The 19701-nt window shown below is 58.4% G+C and carries 17 protein-coding genes, 1 tRNA gene and 1 riboswitch; of the genes, 5 read left to right on the top strand and 13 right to left on the bottom strand.

What is annotated here, in order from left to right; all coding sequences use genetic code 11:
• Positions 1–113: 113 nt before the first annotated feature.
• From DBY66_RS07680 to metG, 5 genes are all read right to left on the bottom strand, one after another.
• The gene (locus tag DBY66_RS07680) at positions 114–1811 is read right to left on the bottom strand and encodes an NAD-dependent malic enzyme (protein WP_108569526.1); all 1698 of its coding nucleotides are present in this window, start codon (positions 1809–1811) and stop codon (positions 114–116) included.
• 157 nt (positions 1812–1968) lie between these two features.
• Complete coding sequence (cdd, locus tag DBY66_RS07675) at positions 1969–2865, bottom strand: cytidine deaminase (RefSeq protein WP_039386013.1); 897 nt, start codon at positions 2863–2865, stop codon at positions 1969–1971.
• Positions 2866–2989: 124 nt separating this feature from the next.
• Positions 2990–3682, bottom strand: coding sequence for a CidB/LrgB family autolysis modulator (locus DBY66_RS07670; RefSeq protein WP_108569527.1), 693 nt, complete (start codon positions 3680–3682; stop codon positions 2990–2992).
• Positions 3675–4061, bottom strand: coding sequence for a CidA/LrgA family protein (locus DBY66_RS07665; RefSeq protein ID WP_039385425.1), 387 nt, complete (start codon positions 4059–4061; stop codon positions 3675–3677). Before DBY66_RS07665 ends, DBY66_RS07670 begins: the two co-directional genes overlap by 8 nt.
• A 167-nt stretch (positions 4062–4228) precedes the next feature.
• The gene (gene metG / locus DBY66_RS07660; protein ID WP_108569528.1) at positions 4229–6262 is read right to left on the bottom strand and encodes a methionine--tRNA ligase; all 2034 of its coding nucleotides are present in this window, start codon (positions 6260–6262) and stop codon (positions 4229–4231) included.
• A 162-nt stretch (positions 6263–6424) separates the two neighbouring features.
• Between metG and apbC the strand changes: the two genes are divergently transcribed.
• A complete protein-coding gene (apbC, locus tag DBY66_RS07655; RefSeq protein WP_094111871.1) occupies positions 6425–7537 on the top strand; it encodes an iron-sulfur cluster carrier protein ApbC in 1113 nt (370 codons plus the stop codon).
• A 1-nt stretch (position 7538) separates the two neighbouring features.
• Here the strand turns inward: apbC and DBY66_RS07650 are convergent, their stop codons facing one another.
• Positions 7539–7985 carry a GNAT family N-acetyltransferase gene (locus DBY66_RS07650; RefSeq protein ID WP_108569607.1) on the bottom strand — a complete coding sequence of 149 codons (447 nt, stop codon included), beginning with the start codon at positions 7983–7985 and terminating at the stop codon, positions 7539–7541.
• 261 nt (positions 7986–8246) lie between these two features.
• Between DBY66_RS07650 and ahpC the strand changes: the two genes are divergently transcribed.
• Positions 8247–8810 carry an alkyl hydroperoxide reductase subunit C gene (gene ahpC / locus DBY66_RS07645; protein ID WP_039385421.1) on the top strand — a complete coding sequence of 188 codons (564 nt, stop codon included), beginning with the start codon at positions 8247–8249 and terminating at the stop codon, positions 8808–8810.
• Between the two features lie 71 nt (positions 8811–8881).
• Positions 8882–10450, top strand: a complete 1569-nt coding sequence (gene ahpF, locus DBY66_RS07640; protein ID WP_071668018.1) for an alkyl hydroperoxide reductase subunit F — start codon at positions 8882–8884, stop codon at positions 10448–10450.
• A 57-nt stretch (positions 10451–10507) separates the two neighbouring features.
• On the opposite strand, the gene DBY66_RS07635 is transcribed toward ahpF, so the two are convergent.
• Positions 10508–10711: a hypothetical protein gene (locus DBY66_RS07635; RefSeq protein WP_104085202.1), complete on the bottom strand. Its 204-nt coding sequence runs from the start codon at positions 10709–10711 to the stop codon at positions 10508–10510.
• Positions 10712–10901: 190 nt separating this feature from the next.
• Positions 10902–10998, top strand: a riboswitch (TPP riboswitch).
• A 69-nt stretch (positions 10999–11067) separates the two neighbouring features.
• On the opposite strand from DBY66_RS07635, the gene thiD reads away from it, so the two are divergent.
• Positions 11068–11868 carry a bifunctional hydroxymethylpyrimidine kinase/phosphomethylpyrimidine kinase gene (gene thiD / locus DBY66_RS07630; protein ID WP_108569608.1) on the top strand — a complete coding sequence of 267 codons (801 nt, stop codon included), beginning with the start codon at positions 11068–11070 and terminating at the stop codon, positions 11866–11868.
• Positions 11869–11926: 58 nt separating this feature from the next.
• Here thiD and DBY66_RS07625 read toward each other — a convergent pair.
• Positions 11927–12002 (bottom strand) — tRNA-Asn (locus tag DBY66_RS07625).
• A 264-nt stretch (positions 12003–12266) separates the two neighbouring features.
• Between DBY66_RS07625 and DBY66_RS07620 the strand changes: the two genes are divergently transcribed.
• Positions 12267–13388, top strand: a complete 1122-nt coding sequence (locus tag DBY66_RS07620) for a Gfo/Idh/MocA family oxidoreductase (RefSeq protein ID WP_039385417.1) — start codon at positions 12267–12269, stop codon at positions 13386–13388.
• Positions 13389–13462: 74 nt separating this feature from the next.
• Here the strand turns inward: DBY66_RS07620 and yegS are convergent, their stop codons facing one another.
• The 5 genes from yegS to mdtD all read right to left on the bottom strand — a co-directional run bounded on the left by yegS (position 13463) and on the right by mdtD (position 19594).
• The gene (gene yegS, locus DBY66_RS07615) at positions 13463–14362 is read right to left on the bottom strand and encodes a lipid kinase YegS (protein WP_094111873.1); all 900 of its coding nucleotides are present in this window, start codon (positions 14360–14362) and stop codon (positions 13463–13465) included.
• Between the two features lie 228 nt (positions 14363–14590).
• The gene (gene yegQ / locus DBY66_RS07610) at positions 14591–15961 is read right to left on the bottom strand and encodes a tRNA 5-hydroxyuridine modification protein YegQ (protein ID WP_039385414.1); all 1371 of its coding nucleotides are present in this window, start codon (positions 15959–15961) and stop codon (positions 14591–14593) included.
• A 136-nt stretch (positions 15962–16097) separates the two neighbouring features.
• Positions 16098–16805: a two-component system response regulator BaeR gene (baeR, locus tag DBY66_RS07605; protein ID WP_039385412.1), complete on the bottom strand. Its 708-nt coding sequence runs from the start codon at positions 16803–16805 to the stop codon at positions 16098–16100.
• 9 nt (positions 16806–16814) lie between these two features.
• Positions 16815–18197, bottom strand: a complete 1383-nt coding sequence (gene baeS / locus DBY66_RS07600) for a two-component system sensor histidine kinase BaeS (protein ID WP_039385410.1) — start codon at positions 18195–18197, stop codon at positions 16815–16817.
• Positions 18197–19594, bottom strand: coding sequence for a multidrug transporter subunit MdtD (gene mdtD, locus DBY66_RS07595; RefSeq protein ID WP_039385408.1), 1398 nt, complete (start codon positions 19592–19594; stop codon positions 18197–18199). The genes baeS and mdtD overlap by 1 nt, the downstream gene beginning before the upstream one ends.
• Positions 19595–19701 lie beyond the last annotated feature (107 nt).

Raw genomic sequence — 19701 nt, 5'->3', positions numbered from 1 at the left:
GGCAGGATTCAGGGTGCTTCAAGGCTACTTGAGCCGGGGCGGCTAAGCAAGCTCACCCCGGCTGGCTGATGTTTTTTTCGGCAGTGCCGGATCGAAATCCGGCGCTGAGGCGATCAGATAGAGGTACGGCGGTAGTGGCGATACTGCGGCAGCCAGAAGTTGTTGTGAACCGCTTTAGAGAGCACATCCTCCGACGTTACCACGGCAACGCCAGCCAGCTGTGCCGCTTTGCCCACTTCCATCGCAATCAGTTTGGAGACGCCCTGAATATCTTTGATCTCCGGCAGGACCGGACCTTCGCCGTCGTTAACCAGCGGCGAGCAGTCAGCCAGCGCGCGGCTGGCGGTCATCAGCATGGAATCGGTCACGCGCGTTGCGCCCGCGGCAATCACGCCGAGTCCGATGCCCGGGAAGATATAGGAGTTATTGCACTGGGCAATCGGATAGGTTTTGCCTTTCCAGGTCACCGGTGAGAACGGGCTGCCGGTGGCAACCAGCGCGGCACCGTCGGTCCAGGCGATAATATCCGCCGGCGTCGCTTCCACGCGTGACGTCGGGTTAGAGAGCGGCATCACGATAGGGCGTTTGCAGTGCTTATGCATCTCGCGAATGATCTCTTCGGTAAAGAGGCCTGGCTGGCCCGATACGCCGATCAGAATATCGGGCTGCGCGTTGCGCACCACATCCAGCAGCGAAATCGTGTCGCTGGTGACGTCCCAGGCTTTCAGGTTGTCACTTTTCTGCACCAGCTTGCTCTGGAAGTCGAGCAGGTTTGGCAGCTTGTCGGTAAGCAGACCAAAGCGGTCAACCATCATGACGCGCGAACGCGCTTCATCATCGCTCAGCCCTTCCGATTTCATCTGCGCAATAATCTGTTCAGCGATACCGCAGCCTGCAGAACCGGCGCCGAGGAAAACCACTTTCTGCTCGCACAGGCGGCTGCCTGCGGCGCGGCTGGCGGCAATCAGGGTACCAACGGTAACGGCTGCGGTGCCCTGAATATCGTCGTTGAAGCAGCAGATTTCATCGCGATAGCGCTGCAGCAGCGGCATGGCGTTTTTCTGTGCAAAATCTTCGAACTGCAGCAGGACGTTTGGCCAGCGACGTTTCACCGCCTGAATAAATTCATTCACAAACGACTCATACTCTTCGCCGCTAATGCGCGGATGACGCCAGCCCATATAGAGCGGGTCGTTGAGCAGCTGCGGGTTATTGGTTCCGACATCCAGCACCACCGGCAGGGTGTAAGCCGGACTGATGCCGCCGCAGGCGGTGTAGAGCGACAGTTTACCAATCGGAATACCCATGCCGCCGATGCCGAGGTCGCCCAGGCCCAGAATACGCTCGCCATCCGTGACCACAATAACCTTCACATTCTGCTTGGTGGCGTTCTGCAGCATGTCTTCGATGCGATCGCGATTGTTGTAGGAGATAAATACGCCGCGCGCGCGACGGTAAATTTCGGAGAAGTGCTCGCATGCCGCGCCCACGGTCGGGGTGTAGATAATCGGCATCATCTCTTCAAGATGATTATCCAGCAGGCGGTAGAACAGGGTTTCGTTGGTATCCTGGATATTGCGCAGATAGACGTGCTTGTCGTTGTTGTTTTTGAAATCCAGGAACTGACGCCAGGCGCGTTCCGCCTGCTCTTCAATAGTCTCAACCGCATCCGGCAGCAGGCCATTAAGATTAAATTCGTTTCGCTCTTCCAGAGAGAAGGCGCTGCCTTTATTCAGCAGCGGAAATTCCAGCAGAATCGGACCCGCATAGGGGATATAGAGCGGGCGTTTACTTTCGTACTCGAGTTCCATGCAATGTTTGCTCCGGTTGCAGTGTTTGCTGACGTATCGCTACGAAAAGGTCACGCCAGATCTGATTATTGTGAAGGTCTGGCGCCCGATCCTATGAAAATTCCGGCAGATGTACAGCTTTTGTTAACAGCAGGTCACAAAAGCGGTAAAAGGATCACTAAACGGATGTTTTTGAAACTAAAGTAATCGTCAGCTCACGGCAGCCGAGCGCGGCCAGCGTCGCCCGCGTGGCGTCCGCCTGCGTCAGCGTACCCTCTGCAGACTCGGCCAGCGCCGCGCGGCGAATAGTTTCCAGTGGTTCATGATGCATATTCATCAGGATCAGCGCGGCCTGCAGCGGCGGCAGGCTCGGGTTGAAGGCGGCATTCTCCGCATAGCGGCCGCTGTAAATGGCGCCGCTGTGGCTCTCCAGTGCCACGCCGCTGTAGCTGAAGCTATAAGGCGCGTGGCTCTGGCTGGCAGCCCGGATTGCCGCCTGCTGCAGCGCATCGCCGGCAGGGGCAAAGGCATGGTCAACCGGCGTCATCAGCCGTTCGGTAATATTGAGGTCGGCAGGACCAAATGCATCGGGCAGGTAGTGGGCCAGCGTGTTCACGTCACGGCCCGGCAGACTGATACGGATCGCCGTACCGCTGTTCAGCTCATTCATAAACTGACGGCAGTGGCCACACGGCGTGTAGTTTACGGTGATGGCCGCCAGCGCCGTTTCACCGCGCAGCCAGGCGTGGGTAATCGCGCTCTGCTCAGCGTGTACCGTCTGCTGCATCGTGGCGCCGCGAAACTCCATATTTGCCCCAAAATACCAGTGGCCGCTGACGCCACGCGCGATAGCGCCAACGTTAAAGCGCGAGAGCGGCGCAACCGCACAGCAGGCGGCGAGCGGCAGGAGCGCCAGCGCCAGCGCATCCTCTTCCAGTCCGGTGACCTGCTGCAGCTGTATCAACTCGTCAGGGCGGAGCACGCCGTGAAAATCGGGCGCGTCCAGCAGCGGCTGCAGCGCCTGCTGCAGGGCAGCCGGCAGGTCGGAGAAAGCGGAAGAGAATCGTGGGTGCATGGTGTCAGGCCTCATTAACTCATCAGCGGCGGGGCGCCGCCTGCTGAGTTATATGTGATCCATGTCGCTATGACAATGCAAGCTCATTGAGTTGTTTCAACTTTGCGAGATCTCTCGCAAACTTTCAGCCAAACCACGCCAGCAGCAGCGGAAAGATAAACGGTGCCAGTAAAGAGGTAATGATGCCGCAGATCACCAGCGCCAGTGAACTGAACGCCCCTTCCTGATAGTCGATTTCCGCCGCGCGCGCCGTGCCCAGCGCATGTGACGCGTTGCCAATCGCCAGGCCGCGCGATGCTTTGCTGCGAATGCGCAGCAGGTTCAGCAGCATGTGCCCGAATACGGCACCAAATACGCCCGCGATCAGCACGCAGATAGCGCTGATGGCCGGAATACCGTGCAGCGAGGCAGAGACCGCCATCGCAATCGGGGTGGTGACTGACTTGGGTAAGAGCGTCGCAGCGATCTCCGGTGTGGCGCCCAGCCACAGCGCCATCGCCGTGCCGGATACCATGGCGGTCAGGCTGCCAATAAAGCAGACGCTGATGATGGTTTTCCAGCGTGCGCGGATCTGATGCATCTGCTCATAAAGCGGCAGCGCCAGCGCCACGACCGCTGGCTGCAGCAGCTGATTCAGCAGTGCGCTGCCGGCAAAATAGCGCGTATAGGGGGTATGCGTCAGCAGCAGCACCGGAATAATGATGGCCATGGCTACCAGCAGCGGATTAATCAGCGAGATTTTGAGCTTTGCCGCCAGCCGGCGCGCCACAAAATAAGCAGCCAGCGTCAGCGGCAGAGACCACCAGGCGTCACTCATGCGGCTGCTCCTGTTTCGGGCGCTGCAGGCGTTCAGCGCTAAAACCCACCACCACCAGCACCATCAGCGTACTGGTGAGGCAGGAGACCACAATCGGCCCAAACTGCGCGGAAAGTACATCGGTATAGCTGATGACGCCGACGCTTATCGGTACAAACAGCAGCGCCATATAGCGGATCAGCAGATGGCAGCCGGGCTTTACCCAGCGGACCGGCAGAATTTGCAGCCCCAGTAGTAAAAACAGCAGCAGCATACCGATAATACTGCCGGGAATAGTAAAGGGAAGCAGGGCGGCGAGCGCGATACCGGCATAGAGCGCGGCATAGATAATCATAAAGGCGCGCAGATAGCGCCAGCAGGCAGTTAACACGTCAGACATCTCCGGCTTCGGTCATCTGTTTTACATCATACGCATTACGCGCTTAGCGTGCCAGAGTCCGGCCTGCGTGCGCGGCAGAACTGGCGCAGAGGGTCGTTCAGGAAGGAGGCGGGAGCGGAAAAGCAGCCCTCTTCGCAGCGGAGAGGGCTGTAAAAAAAGAAAAGCGATTACTTAACCGGCATGCCGGGCTGTGCGCCGCTGTCCACCGAGAGCACAAACAGATCGCTGCCGCCAGAGCCGGCTGAGAGCACCATCCCTTCCGATACGCCAAAGCGCATCTTACGCGGTGCCAGGTTGGCCACGATAATGGTCATCTTGCCCACCAGTACCGAAGGATCGGGGTAGGCAGCACGAATGCCGGAGAAGATCTGACGCTTCTCACCGCCGAGATCGAGCTGCAGGCGCAGCAGCTTGTCTGAACCCTCAACCAGTTCCGCCTGCTCAATCAGCGCTACGCGCATATCGACTTTGGCGAAATCATCAATGGTGATGGTGTCGCCAATCGGCGCGTCAGCAAGCGGGCCGCTCACCGCAGGCTGACTGGCTGCCGCCGCATCCTCTTTCGATGCCTCAATCAGCGCCTCCACTTTTGCCATCTCAATGCGGCCATAGAGCGCTTTAAACGGTGCCACGCTGTGATTCAGCAGCGGCTGCGCGATGCCATCCCAGCTCAGTTCGCTCTGCAGAAACGCCTCAGCGCGCTCGCTCAGCGACGGCAGTACCGGCTTCAGCCAGGTCATCAGCACGCGGAACAGGTTGATGCCCATTGAGCAGATCGCCTGCAGGTCAGCGTCGCGGCCTTCCTGTTTCGCCACCACCCACGGTGCCTGCTCATCAACATAGCGGTTCGCCAGATCGGCCAGCGTCATGATCTCACGGATAGCGCGGTTATATTCACGGTTCGCCCACGCTTCGCCGATCTTCTCTGATGCCGCCACAAAGGTCTGGTACAGCGCCGGATCGGCGAGTTCAGCGGCCAGCTCGCCGTTAAAGCGTTTGGTGATAAAACCGGCGTTGCGCGAAGCCAGGTTAACGACTTTGTTCACTACGTCAGCGTTAACGCGCTGCACGAAATCTTCCAGATTCAGGTCAATATCATCAATGCGCGAAGAGAGCTTGGCCGCGTAGTAGTAGCGCAGGCTGTCGGCATCAAGATGCTTCAGCCAGGTGCTGGCTTTGATAAAGGTGCCGCGCGATTTTGACATCTTCGCGCCGTTTACCGTGACATAGCCATGCACAAACAGGTTGGTCGGCTTGCGGAAACCGCTGCCTTCCAGCATTGCCGGCCAGAACAGGCTGTGGAAATAGACGATATCTTTACCGATAAAGTGATAAAGCTCGGTCGCGGAATCTTTCTGCCAGAATTCGCTGAAGTCGATATCGCCGCGCTTGTCGCACAGGTTCTTGAACGAGCCCATGTAGCCGATTGGCGCATCCAGCCAGACGTAGAAATATTTGCCCGGCGCGTCCGGGATCTCAAAGCCAAAGTAGGGCGCATCGCGGGAGATATCCCACTGCTGCAGTCCCGACTCAAACCACTCCTGCATCTTATTGGCGACCTGCTCCTGCAGCGCGCCGGAACGCGTCCACGCCTGCAGCATCTCGCTGAACGCCGGCAGATCAAAGAAGAAGTGCTCGGAGTCACGCAGTACCGGCGTAGCGCCGGATACCACTGACTTCGGCTCAATCAGCTCGGTCGGGCTGTAGGTGGCGCTGCACACTTCGCAGTTATCGCCATACTGATCGGCCGCTTTACATTTCGGGCAGGTGCCTTTCACAAAGCGATCGGGCAGGAACATCCCTTTTTCCGGATCGTAGAGCTGCGAAATGGTGCGCTTCTTAATAAAGCCATTTTCATTCAGGCGCGTGTAGATCACCTCAGCCAGCTGACGATTCTCATCGGCATGCGTTGAGTGATAGTTGTCATAGCTGATATTGAAGCCGGCGAAGTCAGTTTCATGCTCCTGCTTCATCTCGGCGATCATCTGCTCCGGCGTGATGCCCAGCTGCTGTGCTTTCAGCATAATCGGCGTGCCGTGCGCATCGTCTGCGCAGATGAAGTAAACCTGGTTGCCACGCATTCGCTGGTAACGGACCCATACATCAGCCTGGATGTGTTCCAGCATGTGACCAAGATGGATAGAGCCGTTTGCGTACGGCAGGGCGCACGTTACCAGTAATTTTTTAGCGACTTGAGTCATGATTTGCGTAGCTTTCCGTTAATGAAAAATCGGGGTTAGATGTTAACCGAAGCACCCTCCGGCGTAAACACAGGAGGCGCGTCGCGCTCTTTTTCGCGCTGCTCTGATATGATTGACCTTATACCGCTACATTCTGGCGTCATGATGAAATAAGGAGAGGGGATGAGCACACAATCCCGGGATTATCATTCACCTGAAGCGTTGCGTGCCGTGGTCAGCGGCGTGCTGAGCGCATTTACGCACCCCACGCTGCAGCAGAATCTCACTACGCTGAAAGCGCTGCGGCACGTGGCGCTGCTGGATGAAAAACTGCATATCGAGCTGGTTATGCCGTTTATCTGGCGCAGCGCGTTTGAGGATCTCAAAGCGCAGGTCAGCGCGGAGCTGCTGCGGCTGACGCAGGCGCGCGCCATCGACTGGCGTCTGCGTCACGATATCGCCACCCTGAAGCGGGTAAAAAATCAGCCGGGCGTGAACGGCGTGAAAAATATCATTGCGGTCAGCTCCGGCAAAGGCGGCGTCGGCAAGTCGAGTACGGCGGTTAACATGGCGCTGGCGCTGGCCGCCGAAGGGGCGCGCGTGGGGCTGCTGGATGCGGATATTTACGGTCCCTCCATTCCGAATATGCTGGGAACGGAAGCGGAGCGTCCGACATCGCCTGACGGCACGCACATGGCACCGATTATGGCGCACGGGCTCGCGACCAACTCAATTGGCTATCTGGTTACGGACGATAATGCGATGGTGTGGCGCGGACCGATGGCGAGCAAGGCGCTGCTGCAGCTGCTCAACGAGACGCTGTGGCCCGACCTCGACTATCTGGTTCTCGATATGCCGCCCGGCACCGGCGATATCCAGCTGACGCTGGCGCAGAGCGTACCCGTCACCGGCGCCGTGGTGGTGACCACCCCGCAGGATATCGCGCTGCTGGACGCGCGCAAAGGCATCGTGATGTTTGAAAAAGTGGCGGTGCCGGTGCTGGGGGTGGTGGAGAACATGAGCATGCATATCTGCAGTGAGTGTGGCCATCATGAGCCTGTTTTCGGCACCGGCGGCGCTGAGCGGCTGGTACAGGATTACCACACCCGCCTGCTGGCACAGCTGCCGCTGCATATTCACCTGCGGGAAGACCTGGATGACGGGACGCCTACAGTGATCCGCCGGCCAGAGAGCGAGTTTACCGCCCTCTATCGCCAGCTGGCGGGGCGCGTAGCCGCTCAGCTTTACTGGCAGGGTGAGGTGATCCCGGGCGATATCGCCTTCCGGGCGGTGTAGCTCACGCCGTTTCGCTGGCGCGCCCCGCCAGCGGATAGTGCATCAGCACATAGGTACCCTGTTCGCCTTCGCCGCTGGCGACGCGCTGCCAGCCGTGATGCTGGTAGAACGCCAGCGCGGCCCGGTTCGCAGCCAGACATTTCAGCGCGCCGGTTGAGGTAAAGCGTGCTGTAACCTGCTGCAGCAGCGCGCTGCCCACACCCTGACCCTGATACGCCGGGTCAACATAGAGGCTGTGCAGAAAATTGTCGTTATCAAGGATACCGGCAAAACCCGCGCGTTCGCCGCCGATCTCCGCTACCAGCACCGTTTCACCCAGAATCACCGCATCAAAATCCTCCAGCTGCCACGCATCACCGCTGAGCCACGTCCAGCTGTGCCGGCGCGCGGCGAGAAACAGCGTGCGCAGAAACGGGCGATCGCTCTCCTGAAAAGGTCGGATATTCACGTGCGGGGTCTCCTGAATCGCAAGCATCGCTTATGGCACGCGGTCATGCGTGCCAGCCTGTAAAAAAAATAGCAGTTTAGCCGCATTCTGAGAAAGCCTGTTATCGCCGCCGCTTTTCTGTGTAGAATGCCGCGGCAAGCCGCACCGGATCTGGTCTCGCTGCATTGATAGCTTTTGTTTATCTGATTGATAACGTCTGCGTATTAGCACCTGGCCTGAAAAAACTGTAGCCTGCATCACATCTTTTTAACGGAGGTCACTATGTCAATCATTAACACCAAAATTAAACCGTTCAAAAACGCAGCGTTCAAAAACGGCGAATTCATCGACGTAACCGAGAAAGACGTTGAAGGTAAATGGAGTGTTTTCTTCTTCTACCCGGCTGACTTCACCTTCGTATGCCCGACCGAACTGGGTGACGTTGCAGACCACTACGAAGAGTTCCAGAAACTGGGCGTAGATATCTACTCCGTTTCTACTGACACGCACTTTACCCACAAAGCCTGGCACGGTTCTTCCGAGACCATCGGTAAGATTCAGTATGCCATGATCGGCGATCCAACCGGCGCGCTGACCCGCAACTTTGAAATTATGCGTGAGGCAGAAGGTCTGGCCGATCGCGGTACGTTCATCGTTGACCCGGAAGGCATCATTCAGGCGATCGAAATCACTGCTGAAGGTATTGGCCGCGATGCCTCTGACCTGCTGCGCAAAGTGAAAGCTGCACAGTACGTGGCTTCTCACCCAGGCGAAGTTTGCCCGGCTAAATGGAAAGAGGGCGACGCCACGCTGGCTCCGTCACTGGACCTGGTCGGTAAAATCTAAGTTACCTGACGCCATTCGGTCTCTTTTTTATCGGGTGCTGCGGCACCCGATTTTCTTCACAGGAACTCACTATGCTCGACACCAATTTAAAAACCCAGCTTAAGGCTTACCTTGAGAAACTAACGAAACCGGTTGAGTTGATTGCTACCCTGGATGAGGGCACCAAATCTGCTGAGATCCGTACGCTGTTAGCAGATATTGCCGCGCTCTCTGACAAAGTCAGCTTCCGTGAAGAGAACGATCGTCCGGTACGCAAACCGTCGTTTCTGATCACCAACCCAGGCAGCCAGAGCGGTCCGCGCTTTGCCGGCTCGCCGATGGGTCATGAATTTACGTCACTGGTGCTGGCGCTACTCCAGACCGGTGGACACCCCTCTAAAGAGGCGCAGAGTCTGCTGGATCAGGTGATGTCACTTGATACCGATCTGCACTTTGAAACCTACTACTCGCTCTCCTGCCATAACTGCCCGGATGTGGTGCAGGCGCTGAACCTGATGGCGGTACTGAATCCGCGTATCAGCCACACCGCCATTGATGGTGGCGTGTTCCAGAATGAAATTACCGAGCGCAACGTCATGGGCGTGCCGGCCGTCTATCTGAACGGCAAAGAGTTTGGACAGGGCCGCATGAGCCTGGCCGAAATCGTCGGAAAAGTTGATACCAACGCTGACAAGCGTGCGGCAGAAGAGCTGAATAAGCGTGATGCTTATGAAGTCCTGATTATCGGCAGCGGTCCGGCAGGCGCCGCAGCGGCTATCTACTCCGCGCGTAAAGGTATTCGCACCGGCCTGATGGGCGAGCGTTTTGGTGGTCAGGTACTGGATACGGTAGATATTGAAAACTACATCTCTGTACCAAAAACAGAAGGGGCGAAGCTGGCGGGTTCACTGCGCGCGCACGTCGATGATTACGCGGTAGATGTGATTGACACACAGAGCGCTATTAAACTGATTCCCGCCGCGCAGGAAGGGGGATTGCACGCCATTGAAACCGCTTCCGGCGCGGTGCTGAAATCACGCAGCATCATCATCGCCACCGGCGCGCGCTGGCGCAACATGGGCGTACCGGGCGAAGATCAGTATCGCACCAAAGGCGTGACCTATTGCCCGCACTGCGACGGCCCGCTGTTTAAAGGCAAGCGTACCGCGGTTATCGGCGGCGGTAACTCCGGCGTGGAAGCGGCCATCGATCTGGCCGGTATTGTTGAGCACGTTACGCTGCTGGAGTTTGCCGGTGAAATGCGCGCTGACAAAGTGCTGCAGGATAAACTGCGCAGCCTGAAAAACGTCGACGTGATCCTTAACGCCCAGACCACCGAAGTTAAAGGCGACGGCAGCAAAGTCACCGGGCTGGCGTATCTGGATCGCACCACCCAGACTACGCACGAGCTGGCGCTGAGCGGCATCTTTGTTCAGATTGGTCTGCTGCCTAATACCGGCTTCCTTGAAGGCGCGGTAGAGCGCAACCGCATGGGTGAAGTGATTATCGATGCGAAGTGCGAAACCAGCCTGAAAGGTGTATTTGCCGCCGGCGACTGCACCACAGTGCCGTATAAGCAGATTATCATCGCCAGCGGCGAGGGCGCTAAAGCGTCACTCAGCGCCTTTGATTATCTGATCCGCACCCAGCCAGCACAGTAAATCTCGCTGTCCGGCCCGCGCCCCGCACCTTGCTGCGGGGCTTTTTTTTGCGCTAAATCAGCCGAGCCAGCGGCGCGCTTCGCTATCGCTGAGGTCGCGGTAGTAGAGCTTATGCAGCTGCACACCACAGCTGCGACAGCGCGCGGTGATAAAGGTAGCCTGACAGTAACGTCCGGCAGGATTCAGGACGCCGTGGCGGCTGATGGTAATCTGATGCCAGCGGTGAGCGTGCGGAATAAGATGGCGCAGCAGGTTAAGCATGGTGATATCCGGCAGGGTGATCCGGCAGCAGATTAAGCATGCTGCCGCGTTGTCGCGGCTTGCGCTGTATCAATAAACCGGTCACTCCAGCGGTCTGTCTGCTTCTGCTACCGCGCAGATCAAGCTTTCTGCTCTCTGCGGCTTGCTTCGTGCGATCGCTTCCCCTAAGCTGCCGGTGTGTCGTAACAGACACCATGACTCGGGGTGCCCTTCTTTGTGAAGGCTGAGAAATACCCGTATTACCTGATCTGGATAATGCCAGCGTAGGGAAGTCAGATGCCTGCGCGCATTCGCCTTCCTGTACGCCTGACAGGAGCGCTATGATGACCCACCCTTCCTCTGTTTTACCGCGCGGCTTGCCCCGTATAAATGCCCTGACCATTGCCGGCACCGATCCCAGCGGCGGCGCGGGCATTCAGGCCGATCTCAAAACCTTTTCTGCGCTCAGCGCCTACGGCACCAGCGTTATTACCGCGCTGGTGGCGCAAAACACCTGTGGCGTACAGTCGGTCTGTTACATTTCACCGGCGTTTGTCGCCGCCCAGCTGGATTCGGTGCTGAGCGATATCCGTATCGATACGGCAAAAATCGGCATGCTGGCAGAGAGCGCTATTGTGGCGGTGGTGGCAGAGAAACTGGCGCGCGCGCGGCTGCCGTTTGTGGTGCTGGATACGGTAATGATTGCCAAAAGCGGCGATGCGCTGCTGGCGCCAGAGGCGGTGGCGGCGATGCGTGAGCGGCTGCTGCCGCAGGTTTCGCTGATCACGCCTAATCTGCCGGAAGCCGCGGCGCTGCTGGAAATAACACCTGCCCGCGATGAGCGCACCATGCAGCAGCAGGGGGAGGGGCTGCTCGATCTCGGCTGTGCCGCGGTGCTGATGAAAGGGGGACATCTGGAGGATGCGGAAAGCCCGGACTGGCTGATTACCCGCAGCGGACGTTTCCGCTTTACGGCCCCGCGCGTAGCGACGCGCCATACTCACGGCACCGGCTGTACCCTCTCGGCGGCGCTGGCAGCGCTGCGGCCGCGTCATGAGAGCTGGGCTGATACGGTGACGGCGGCAAAAGGCTGGCTGCAGCAGGCGCTACTGCAGGCCGATTCGCTGGAGGCAGGAAAGGGCATCGGGCCGGTGCACCACTTTCATCACTGGTGGTAGGGCGGATAACACGCAGGCATAAAAAAAGCAGCCTTACAGGCTGCTTTTTTTAAGAATCTGGCTCCTCTGACTGGACTCGAACCAGTGACATACGGATTAACAGTCCGCCGTTCTACCGACTGAACTACAGAGGAATTGTGTGGAACGGGGCGCATAATATCGGGCAGCCTGCTGCGTGTCAAAGCCCTTTTGCAAAATTTTTACTGACTGCTGAATAAACCGCCACTGCCTGACTTAATGTGAGGAATATCACCAAAGTACTGCAAAATTACAGCGGGATTTGTTGATTTTGTCGTGTGCTCCACATCAATGATCACAGATATTTCATTTCGCCATTGTGGCGCCAAAAAATGAAACATATATTCCGCGAAACCTCCTCCACTTTTCACGGGTGCAGCATGAACAGAGTCAGAATAGGAATGATCGGCAGCGGATATATCGGGCGGTGTCACGCTATCGCCTATGCGCAGGCGCCCACGGTGTTTGCCCTGAAAGGTGAGATCGTGCGGGAGATGCTGGCTGAAGTCGATCCGGCACTGGCGGCAAAGCAGGCGGCCACGTTTGGCTTCGCCCGCTCCACCGGCGACTGGCGCGAGCTGGTCAGCGATCCGCAGATCGACGTTGTCGATATCTGCGCGCCCAACTTCCTGCATAAAGAGATGGCGCTGGAGGCGATCCGCCACGGCAAACATGTCTACTCGGAAAAGCCGCTGTCGCTGAGCGTGGCGGATGCAGAGGAGATGGTGCAGGCGGCAGAGCGGGCGGGTGTAAAAACGCTGGTGGGTTTTAATTACATGAAAAATCCGACCAGCCAGCTGGCGCGGGAGATCATCGCGCGCGGCGAGATTGGTGAAGTGGTGCACTTTTACGGCACGCATAATGAAGATTACCTCGCCAGCCCGCAGACGCCGCTGGACTGGCACTGTCAGAAAAAACTGGCAGGGCTGGGCGCACTCGGCGATCTGGCCGCGCACATCGTCAATATGGCGCACTATCTGGTGGGCGACATTGAGGAGGTCAGTGGCGACATGATGACGGTAATCGCGCAGCGCCCCGACCCTAAAAATCCTGCGCGTCTGCTGCCGGTCGAGAATGAGGATCAGGCCAGCGCGCTGCTGCGCTTCAGCAATGGCGCGCACGGCGTGATTGAGACTTCACGTATTGCCTGTGGCAGCAAGATGGGGCTGACCTATGTGGTCACCGGCACCCGGGGTACGCTGCGCTATACCCAGGAGCGTATGGCCGAGCTGGCGCTCTATATCCACGACGAACCAGCCGGACGGCAGGGCTTTAAAACGCTGCTCACCGGACCGGCGCATCCCGACTACGCCAGCTTCTGCGTCTCCGCCGGGCACGGTATCGGGTTTAACGATCAGAAAACCGTGGAGATCCGCGATCTGATCAACGGCATTGCGGCAGGCGATCGCATGTGGCCAGACTTTGCCGAAGGGTTACAGGTACAGAAAGTGCTGGAAGCCATCGCAGTTTCGGCAGCTGAGCGGCGCTGGATGAAGGTGTAACACGGGAGGTTAAGCCGTTTTGCCCGGCAAACCACCGGGTGCGTATCAAAGCGCACCCGGCGATGCGTGCGGCGTCAGGCCAGCAGCGCGCACTGGGGCGGCAGGCGACAGCTGAGCGCGCCTGGCAGCACGTCGATAGTAAACTCGCTGCCGCTCAGCGGCTCACCGTCCAGATTAAACGTCATCTCATGCGGCGAACGAATAGTCAGCGAGTCGAGCTGAGCCGACACAATATTGGGGTTCTCATCATCGCGCGTCAGCGAATGCAGCAGCGTTGGCAGCAGCTCCTGCGCGGTAACAATGCTGAGGTTAAGCTGACCATCGTTGATCAGCGCATCGGGGCAGAGGCGCTGCCCGCCACCCGCCTGACGACCGTTACCGATACCGATAACCAGCGCATCACCCTGCCAGCTGAAGCCAGGCCCGCTGATTTCACAGCTGTCAGGTTTGAGCGCATCCACGCGCATCAGGCCGTGAATAAAGTAGGAGACGCCACCCAGCGCGGATTTCAGTTTCTCCGGCGTTTCAGTGGTAATACGCGTACCAAAGCCGCCGGTCGCCATATTGATAAAGTAGCGGTCGCCATTCACCCGCGCCAGATCGATAGCGGTGGCTTTACCCACCACGGCAAGGCGCAGCGCCGGCTCCATCTCCGCCGGAATGCCCACGCTGGTGGCAAAATCGTTGGCGGTGCCGAGCGGCAGAATGCCGAGTACCGGACGTGAGGCCTCGGGTATAGCGGCCAGCGCGGTGGCAATCTCATTAATGGTGCCGTCGCCGCCGCCTGCAACAACGGTTTCCGCCTGCAGAGCAACCGCTTCCTGTACATAGCGATCGCCATCACCTTTTTCCCAGGTGACGCGCACGGCCAGATTAAAGCCCTCTTCGCGCAGCGTATTAACGGCCGCGCGCAGATCTTCATTGCCGGCGCCTTTTCCATTCAGGATCAGCAGCGTGAGCGGTGTAGTGTGCATCTTCAGTTCCTTGAAACGTGAGACAGGGATGTGGTTATAGCATAGCTGCGGCGGGAACTTTATCGGCAGGCGCTGAAAAAAGAAAACCCGCGCGGGGGAGCCGGGCGGGTAAATGAGGTGGTTCCTGGTCGTGCACGCTGGATATTGTTACTCATTAGCAGCAGGCGGGATTCTAAAGCGCGGCGCTGTGACCGTCTGTGATCCTGTTCTAACTTCGCCGCCTTTTTTTCATTTTGTGCGATTTTTGCCGTGCGGATCGCTGGTGGTATTGCCTTCAGTGAGGTTGCGCAGCAGCAGCGCAAAGCGGAGATCCACCTCTGCCGGCACCGGGATCCAGACCCGATGACCGTCGCCAGGAGCGACGGTGACCGCCTCGCCGCGATCGTTTTCCATCGCCTCCAGCGTGCAGGTCAGGTTGCCCTGCGGCGTCATGATCTCTGCCACATCGCCCTGCAGGAATTTGTTTTTCACCGCAATCTGCGCCCGGTCGCCGCGCCGCTCGCCGGTAAATTCGCCCACAAACTGCTGACGTTCAGAAACGGAAAAGCCCTGCTCATAGTTCTGGTAGCTGTCGTGGGTGTGACGCCGCAGGAAACCCTCGGTATAGCCACGATGCGCCAGACCTTCCAGCGTGGCGAGCAGTGAGGTATCAAAAGGTTTACCCGCTGCGGCGTCGTCAATCGCGCGGCGATAGACCTGCGCGGTGCGCGCGCAGTAGTAGAACGATTTGGTACGCCCTTCAATTTTCAGCGAATGAATGCCCATTGCGCTCAGCCGTTCCACATGCGCCACCGCACGCAAATCTTTTGAGTTCATGATGTAGGTACCGTGCTCATCTTCAAACGCGCTCATCACCTCGCCCGGTTTCATCTTCTCTTCCAGCAGAAACAACCGGTCGGTTGGCGCGTTGTGGCCGGGCACGGGAGCCTGCTGCTCTGCCGGTTCATGGATACCGGTAATATTGCCGACCTCATCCTGCTGGCCTTCTGAGACCTTATACGACCAGCGGCAGGCGTTGGTACAGGTGCCCTGGTTTGGATCGCGCTTGTTGAGATAGCCGGAGAGCAGGCAGCGACCGGAGTAGGCCATGCAGAGCGCGCCGTGGACAAAAATCTCCAGCTCCATCTCCGGCACCTGCGTGCGGATCTCCGCAATCTCCTCCAGCGACAGCTCGCGTGACAGAATGACGCGCGTCAGCCCCATCTGCTGCCAGAATTTCACCGTGGCCCAGTTGACGGCGTTGGCCTGCACGGAAAGGTGGATCGGCATCGCCGGAAACGCCTCGCGCACCAGCATAATCAGTCCCGGATCGGACATGATCAGCGCGTCGGGCTGCATCGCCACCACCGGTGTAAGGTCGCGAATAAAGGTTTTCAGTTTGGCGTTATGCGGCGCGATATTGACCACCACATAGAACTTTTTACCCAGCGCGTGCGCTTCGGCGATCCCCTGTGCCAGATTGTCATGCGTAAATTCATTATTGCGGACGCGCAGACTATAGCGCGGCTGGCCGGCATAAACGGCGTCAGCGCCGTAGGCAAAGGCGTAGCGCATATTTTTCAGCGTTCCCGCCGGGGAGAGCAGTTCAGGTTTAAACATGGAAGACTCACTGATGTCAGGTCAGCTGACCATCGCGGATGGCCACAGCAGAAGCCGCGGCGTGCGGCTCTGCAAAAGAGGCGGAAATTGTAGGCAGGGTGCGGAGTGAAGTAAATTGATCGGGATCAATAACAGGCTATGCCAGCCGGCACATATCCGCTTCCCAGCGATAGCCGATGCCATATACCGCACGAATAAACGGCTGATCGGCATCCAGCGCCTCAAGCTTGCGGCGCAGATTCTTGATATGGCTGTCTATGGTACGGTCAGTTACCACGCGGTAATCATCATAAAGCTGATTGAGCAGCTGCTCGCGGGAAAAGACTTTGCCTGGCTCCAGCGACAATGTTTTCAGCAGGCGGAACTCCGCCGGCGTCAGCTCCAGCGGCGCAGTACGCCAGCTGGCCTGAAAGCGGCCCTCATCAATCAGCAGCAGCGACGCCTGCTGCGTCTCTTCCGGCGATTTACGCGCGCGGCGCAGAATGGTTTTCACCCGCGCCACCACTTCGCGCGGGCTGAATGGCTTACAGATATAGTCATCCGCGCCGGTTTCCAGCCCCAGCAGGCGATCAATCTCTTCGGTACGGGCGGTGACCATAATAATCGGCAGATCGGAGTGGCGGCGTATCTCGCGGCACAGCGTCATGCCGTCGCAGCCTGGCAGCATCAGATCGAGCAGCATCAGCGCTGGCGTAGTGTGCTGCAGCCAGGCCTGTACCTCGCCGCCATTGGCAATATGGTGCGTGCGGTAGTTTGACGCCTGCAGATAATCGATCATCAGCTGCGCCAGTTTGGGTTCATCTTCAACAACAAGAATTAGTGGATCGCTATTTTCCGGGCTCATACGGGCTTTCTACTGGGGAACATAGGGCAAGTTTAGCCTGATTTGCACGCCACCTAAATCAGAGTGCTCCGCAGAAATCGTGCCGCCGTGCGCCTCGACGATATTTTTACAGATAGCCAGTCCCAGGCCGGACCCTCCGCTGGCGCGATTGCGGGAGTTTTCCGCACGGAAAAAGCGCTCAAACAGCTGCGCCCGCTGCGCCGCCGCTACGCCGGGCGCGCTGTCATCAATACAGAGCAGCCACTGATTCTCCTGCTGCCGCATGGTGATGCGGACCTCGCCGCCGGGATGGGTATAGCGCAGGCTGTTTTCCAGCAGATTCGTAAACAGCTGCATCAGGCGGTCAGGATCGCCAAAGCTGCTGGCTTCAGCAGGCAGCTGCAGCTGCAGCGTCAGCTGGTGCGTGCGATAGCGTCCGGCAAAGCTGCCGGCGATCACCTCCAGCAGGTTAACCAGATCCAGCGGCTGTTTACGATAGGCGAGGGCGCCCGCATCGGAGAGCGAAAGCTGATGCAGGTCATCCACCAGCTTGGTCAGTACCACCACTTCACTCTGCAGCGAACTTATCGCCTCGGGCGTGACTTGCCGGACGCCATCCTGAATCGCTTCCAGTTCACCACGCAGGATCGCCAGCGGCGTGCGCAGCTCATGGGAGATATCCGCCATGAACGCGCGGCGATTACTCTCATTTTTCTCCAGCGACTGCGCCAGCTGATTAAAGTCGCGCGCCAGCTGACCGATTTCATCACCGCTATCCACCTCAACCCGGGTAGCAAATTTTCCCGCAGCCAGCTGATGGGTGCCCTCTACCAGCCGTTTAACCGGCGCCAGCAGGCCGCGTGCCAGCAGCCAGGTGACCAGCGCCGCCAGCAGAGTGGAGAGTGTGACGATCATCCAGTTGGTCTGGCGCTGCTGCCGGTCAAAATTGATGTCGGTGCTGCGCGTCAGGTTTTCCGCCGGAGAGGCAATTACCCAGCCGACAATTTTACCGCTGCTGGTGGTGATGTTACGCCGCGGCCCTTTTGGCGGAATCGGGGCGCGCGGGCCTGACAGCACCTTATATTGCTGATCGATGATCCAGAACTGCGTGCGCCAGCCGTGCGGCGGCAGCGGATTGTGGCTGCCTGGGTTCTGCTCCAGCGAGCGCAGAATGGTGAAGATCAGCCGATCGTTCTGGCGCAGAAAATCCCAGCTGCCGTGCTGCTCATACTGATCTGCCAGCGCATCACTCAGCAGCGTCAGCCGCTGTTCGTTGCCTTTTTTGATGTAGTCAACAAAGCCATGCTCAAAGCTGAGCCGTACGCCCCAGTGCATAGTAATGATGACCAGCATGCAGGTGCCAAAAATCGCCATAAAGAGTTTGGCGCCAATGCCGGGCCGGAAACGCGCCATCACTTTTTACTCCTGGTTCTGAGATCAACATTTTTACTGAGTGCTTCCGGTACCCGCCAGAACACCAGCGCCGGCAGGGCGATGACGACCACCATGCAGAGCCAGGTCCAGGCAAACGTCTGCTGCGCCATGTCGCTGCCCGCGGCAGCCTGCTGGCCAAAAGCGCCGAGCAGCAGACCCGCCAGCGTGACGCCGATACTCATCGACAATTGCATAATCATCGACAGTAAGCTGTTGCCGCCGGAGGCGAGATCGTCCGGCAGATCTTTCAGCGTCAGGGTATTCATAGCGGAAAAGCGCAGGGCATTGACCATGCCGAGCAGCAGTAATACCAGCGGCAGGAGCCAGATCCAGCCAGCCAGCGCGACCACGGCAAACAGCGCCACGACCAGCGCCAGCGCGAGCGTGCTTCCCACCAGTACGCGGCGATAGCCAAACAGGTTAACAATGCGCACCACCACCCGCTTGATGCCCATATTTCCCAGCACCATCGGGATCATCATTAACCCGGCGTGAAACGGCGTAAAACCCAGACCTACCTGCAGAAATACCGGCGTCATAAACGGCAGCATGCCGCTGCCGATGCGCCCGGTAAAGCTGCCCAGCAGACCAATCGAATAGAGGCGGTTATCAAACAGTCGCAGGCTGAACAGCGCGTTGTCGTTGTGGCGGCCGTGCATCAGATAAAACAGCAGCGACAGCACGCCCGCCAGAATCAGGAAGCCGGGCAGCAGCGCGCCATTGCCGCCGCCATCCAGCGCCAGCGTCAGCGCCGCCATGCCGGCCGCCAGCAGCAGAAAACCGGCAAAATCAAACCGGCGCGTCTGCATGGTGTAGTTCGGCATCAGCATCAGCGTGGCGACAGCGCCAATAATGCCGACCGGAATATTGATAAGGAAAATCCAGTGCCAGCTGGCGTACTCAACCAGCACGCCGCCGAGGGCCGGACCGAGCAGCGGGCCAATCTGGCCCGGCAGGGTAACAAAGGTCATGGCGGACATATATTGCTCGCGCGGCACAATTTTCATGACCGTTAAGCGGCCCACCGGCACCATCATTGCGCCACCGATACCCTGAACCACGCGCGCCACTACCAGCTGGTTAAGCGTGGCAGCCAGCGCGCAGAACAGCGATCCGACGCTGAACAGCACAATCGCGCTGAAAAAGATGTTACGCACGCCAAAACGGTCAGCCAGCCAGCCGCTCAGCGGCAGCATCACCGCAACCGTCAGAACGTAAGAGACGATAACGGAATGCATATGCAGCGGGCTGACGCCGAGATCGCGCGCCATTGAGGGCAGCGCGGTATTGACAATGGTGGTATCCAGCGTTTGCATAAAAAAGCCAAACGCCACAATCCACAGCTGCCAGCGTACCGTGGTGGCAGGTTTGTTCATCTTCTCTCCTCCAGCATAAGGCGCGTTTGTTTACCCCGGGGTGCATTAATGCAGCAATCGTCCCCGCAGGGGCGCCATTAATGGTGCCCTGGGCTCGTGCGCGTTGT

The sequence above is a fragment of the Pantoea sp. RIT413 genome (assembly GCF_003057675.2).
Lineage (GTDB): Bacteria > Pseudomonadota > Gammaproteobacteria > Enterobacterales > Enterobacteriaceae > Pantoea > Pantoea eucrina.
The sequence above is the reverse complement of the archived record's forward strand: the minus strand, read 5'-3'. Positions and strand labels throughout refer to the sequence as shown.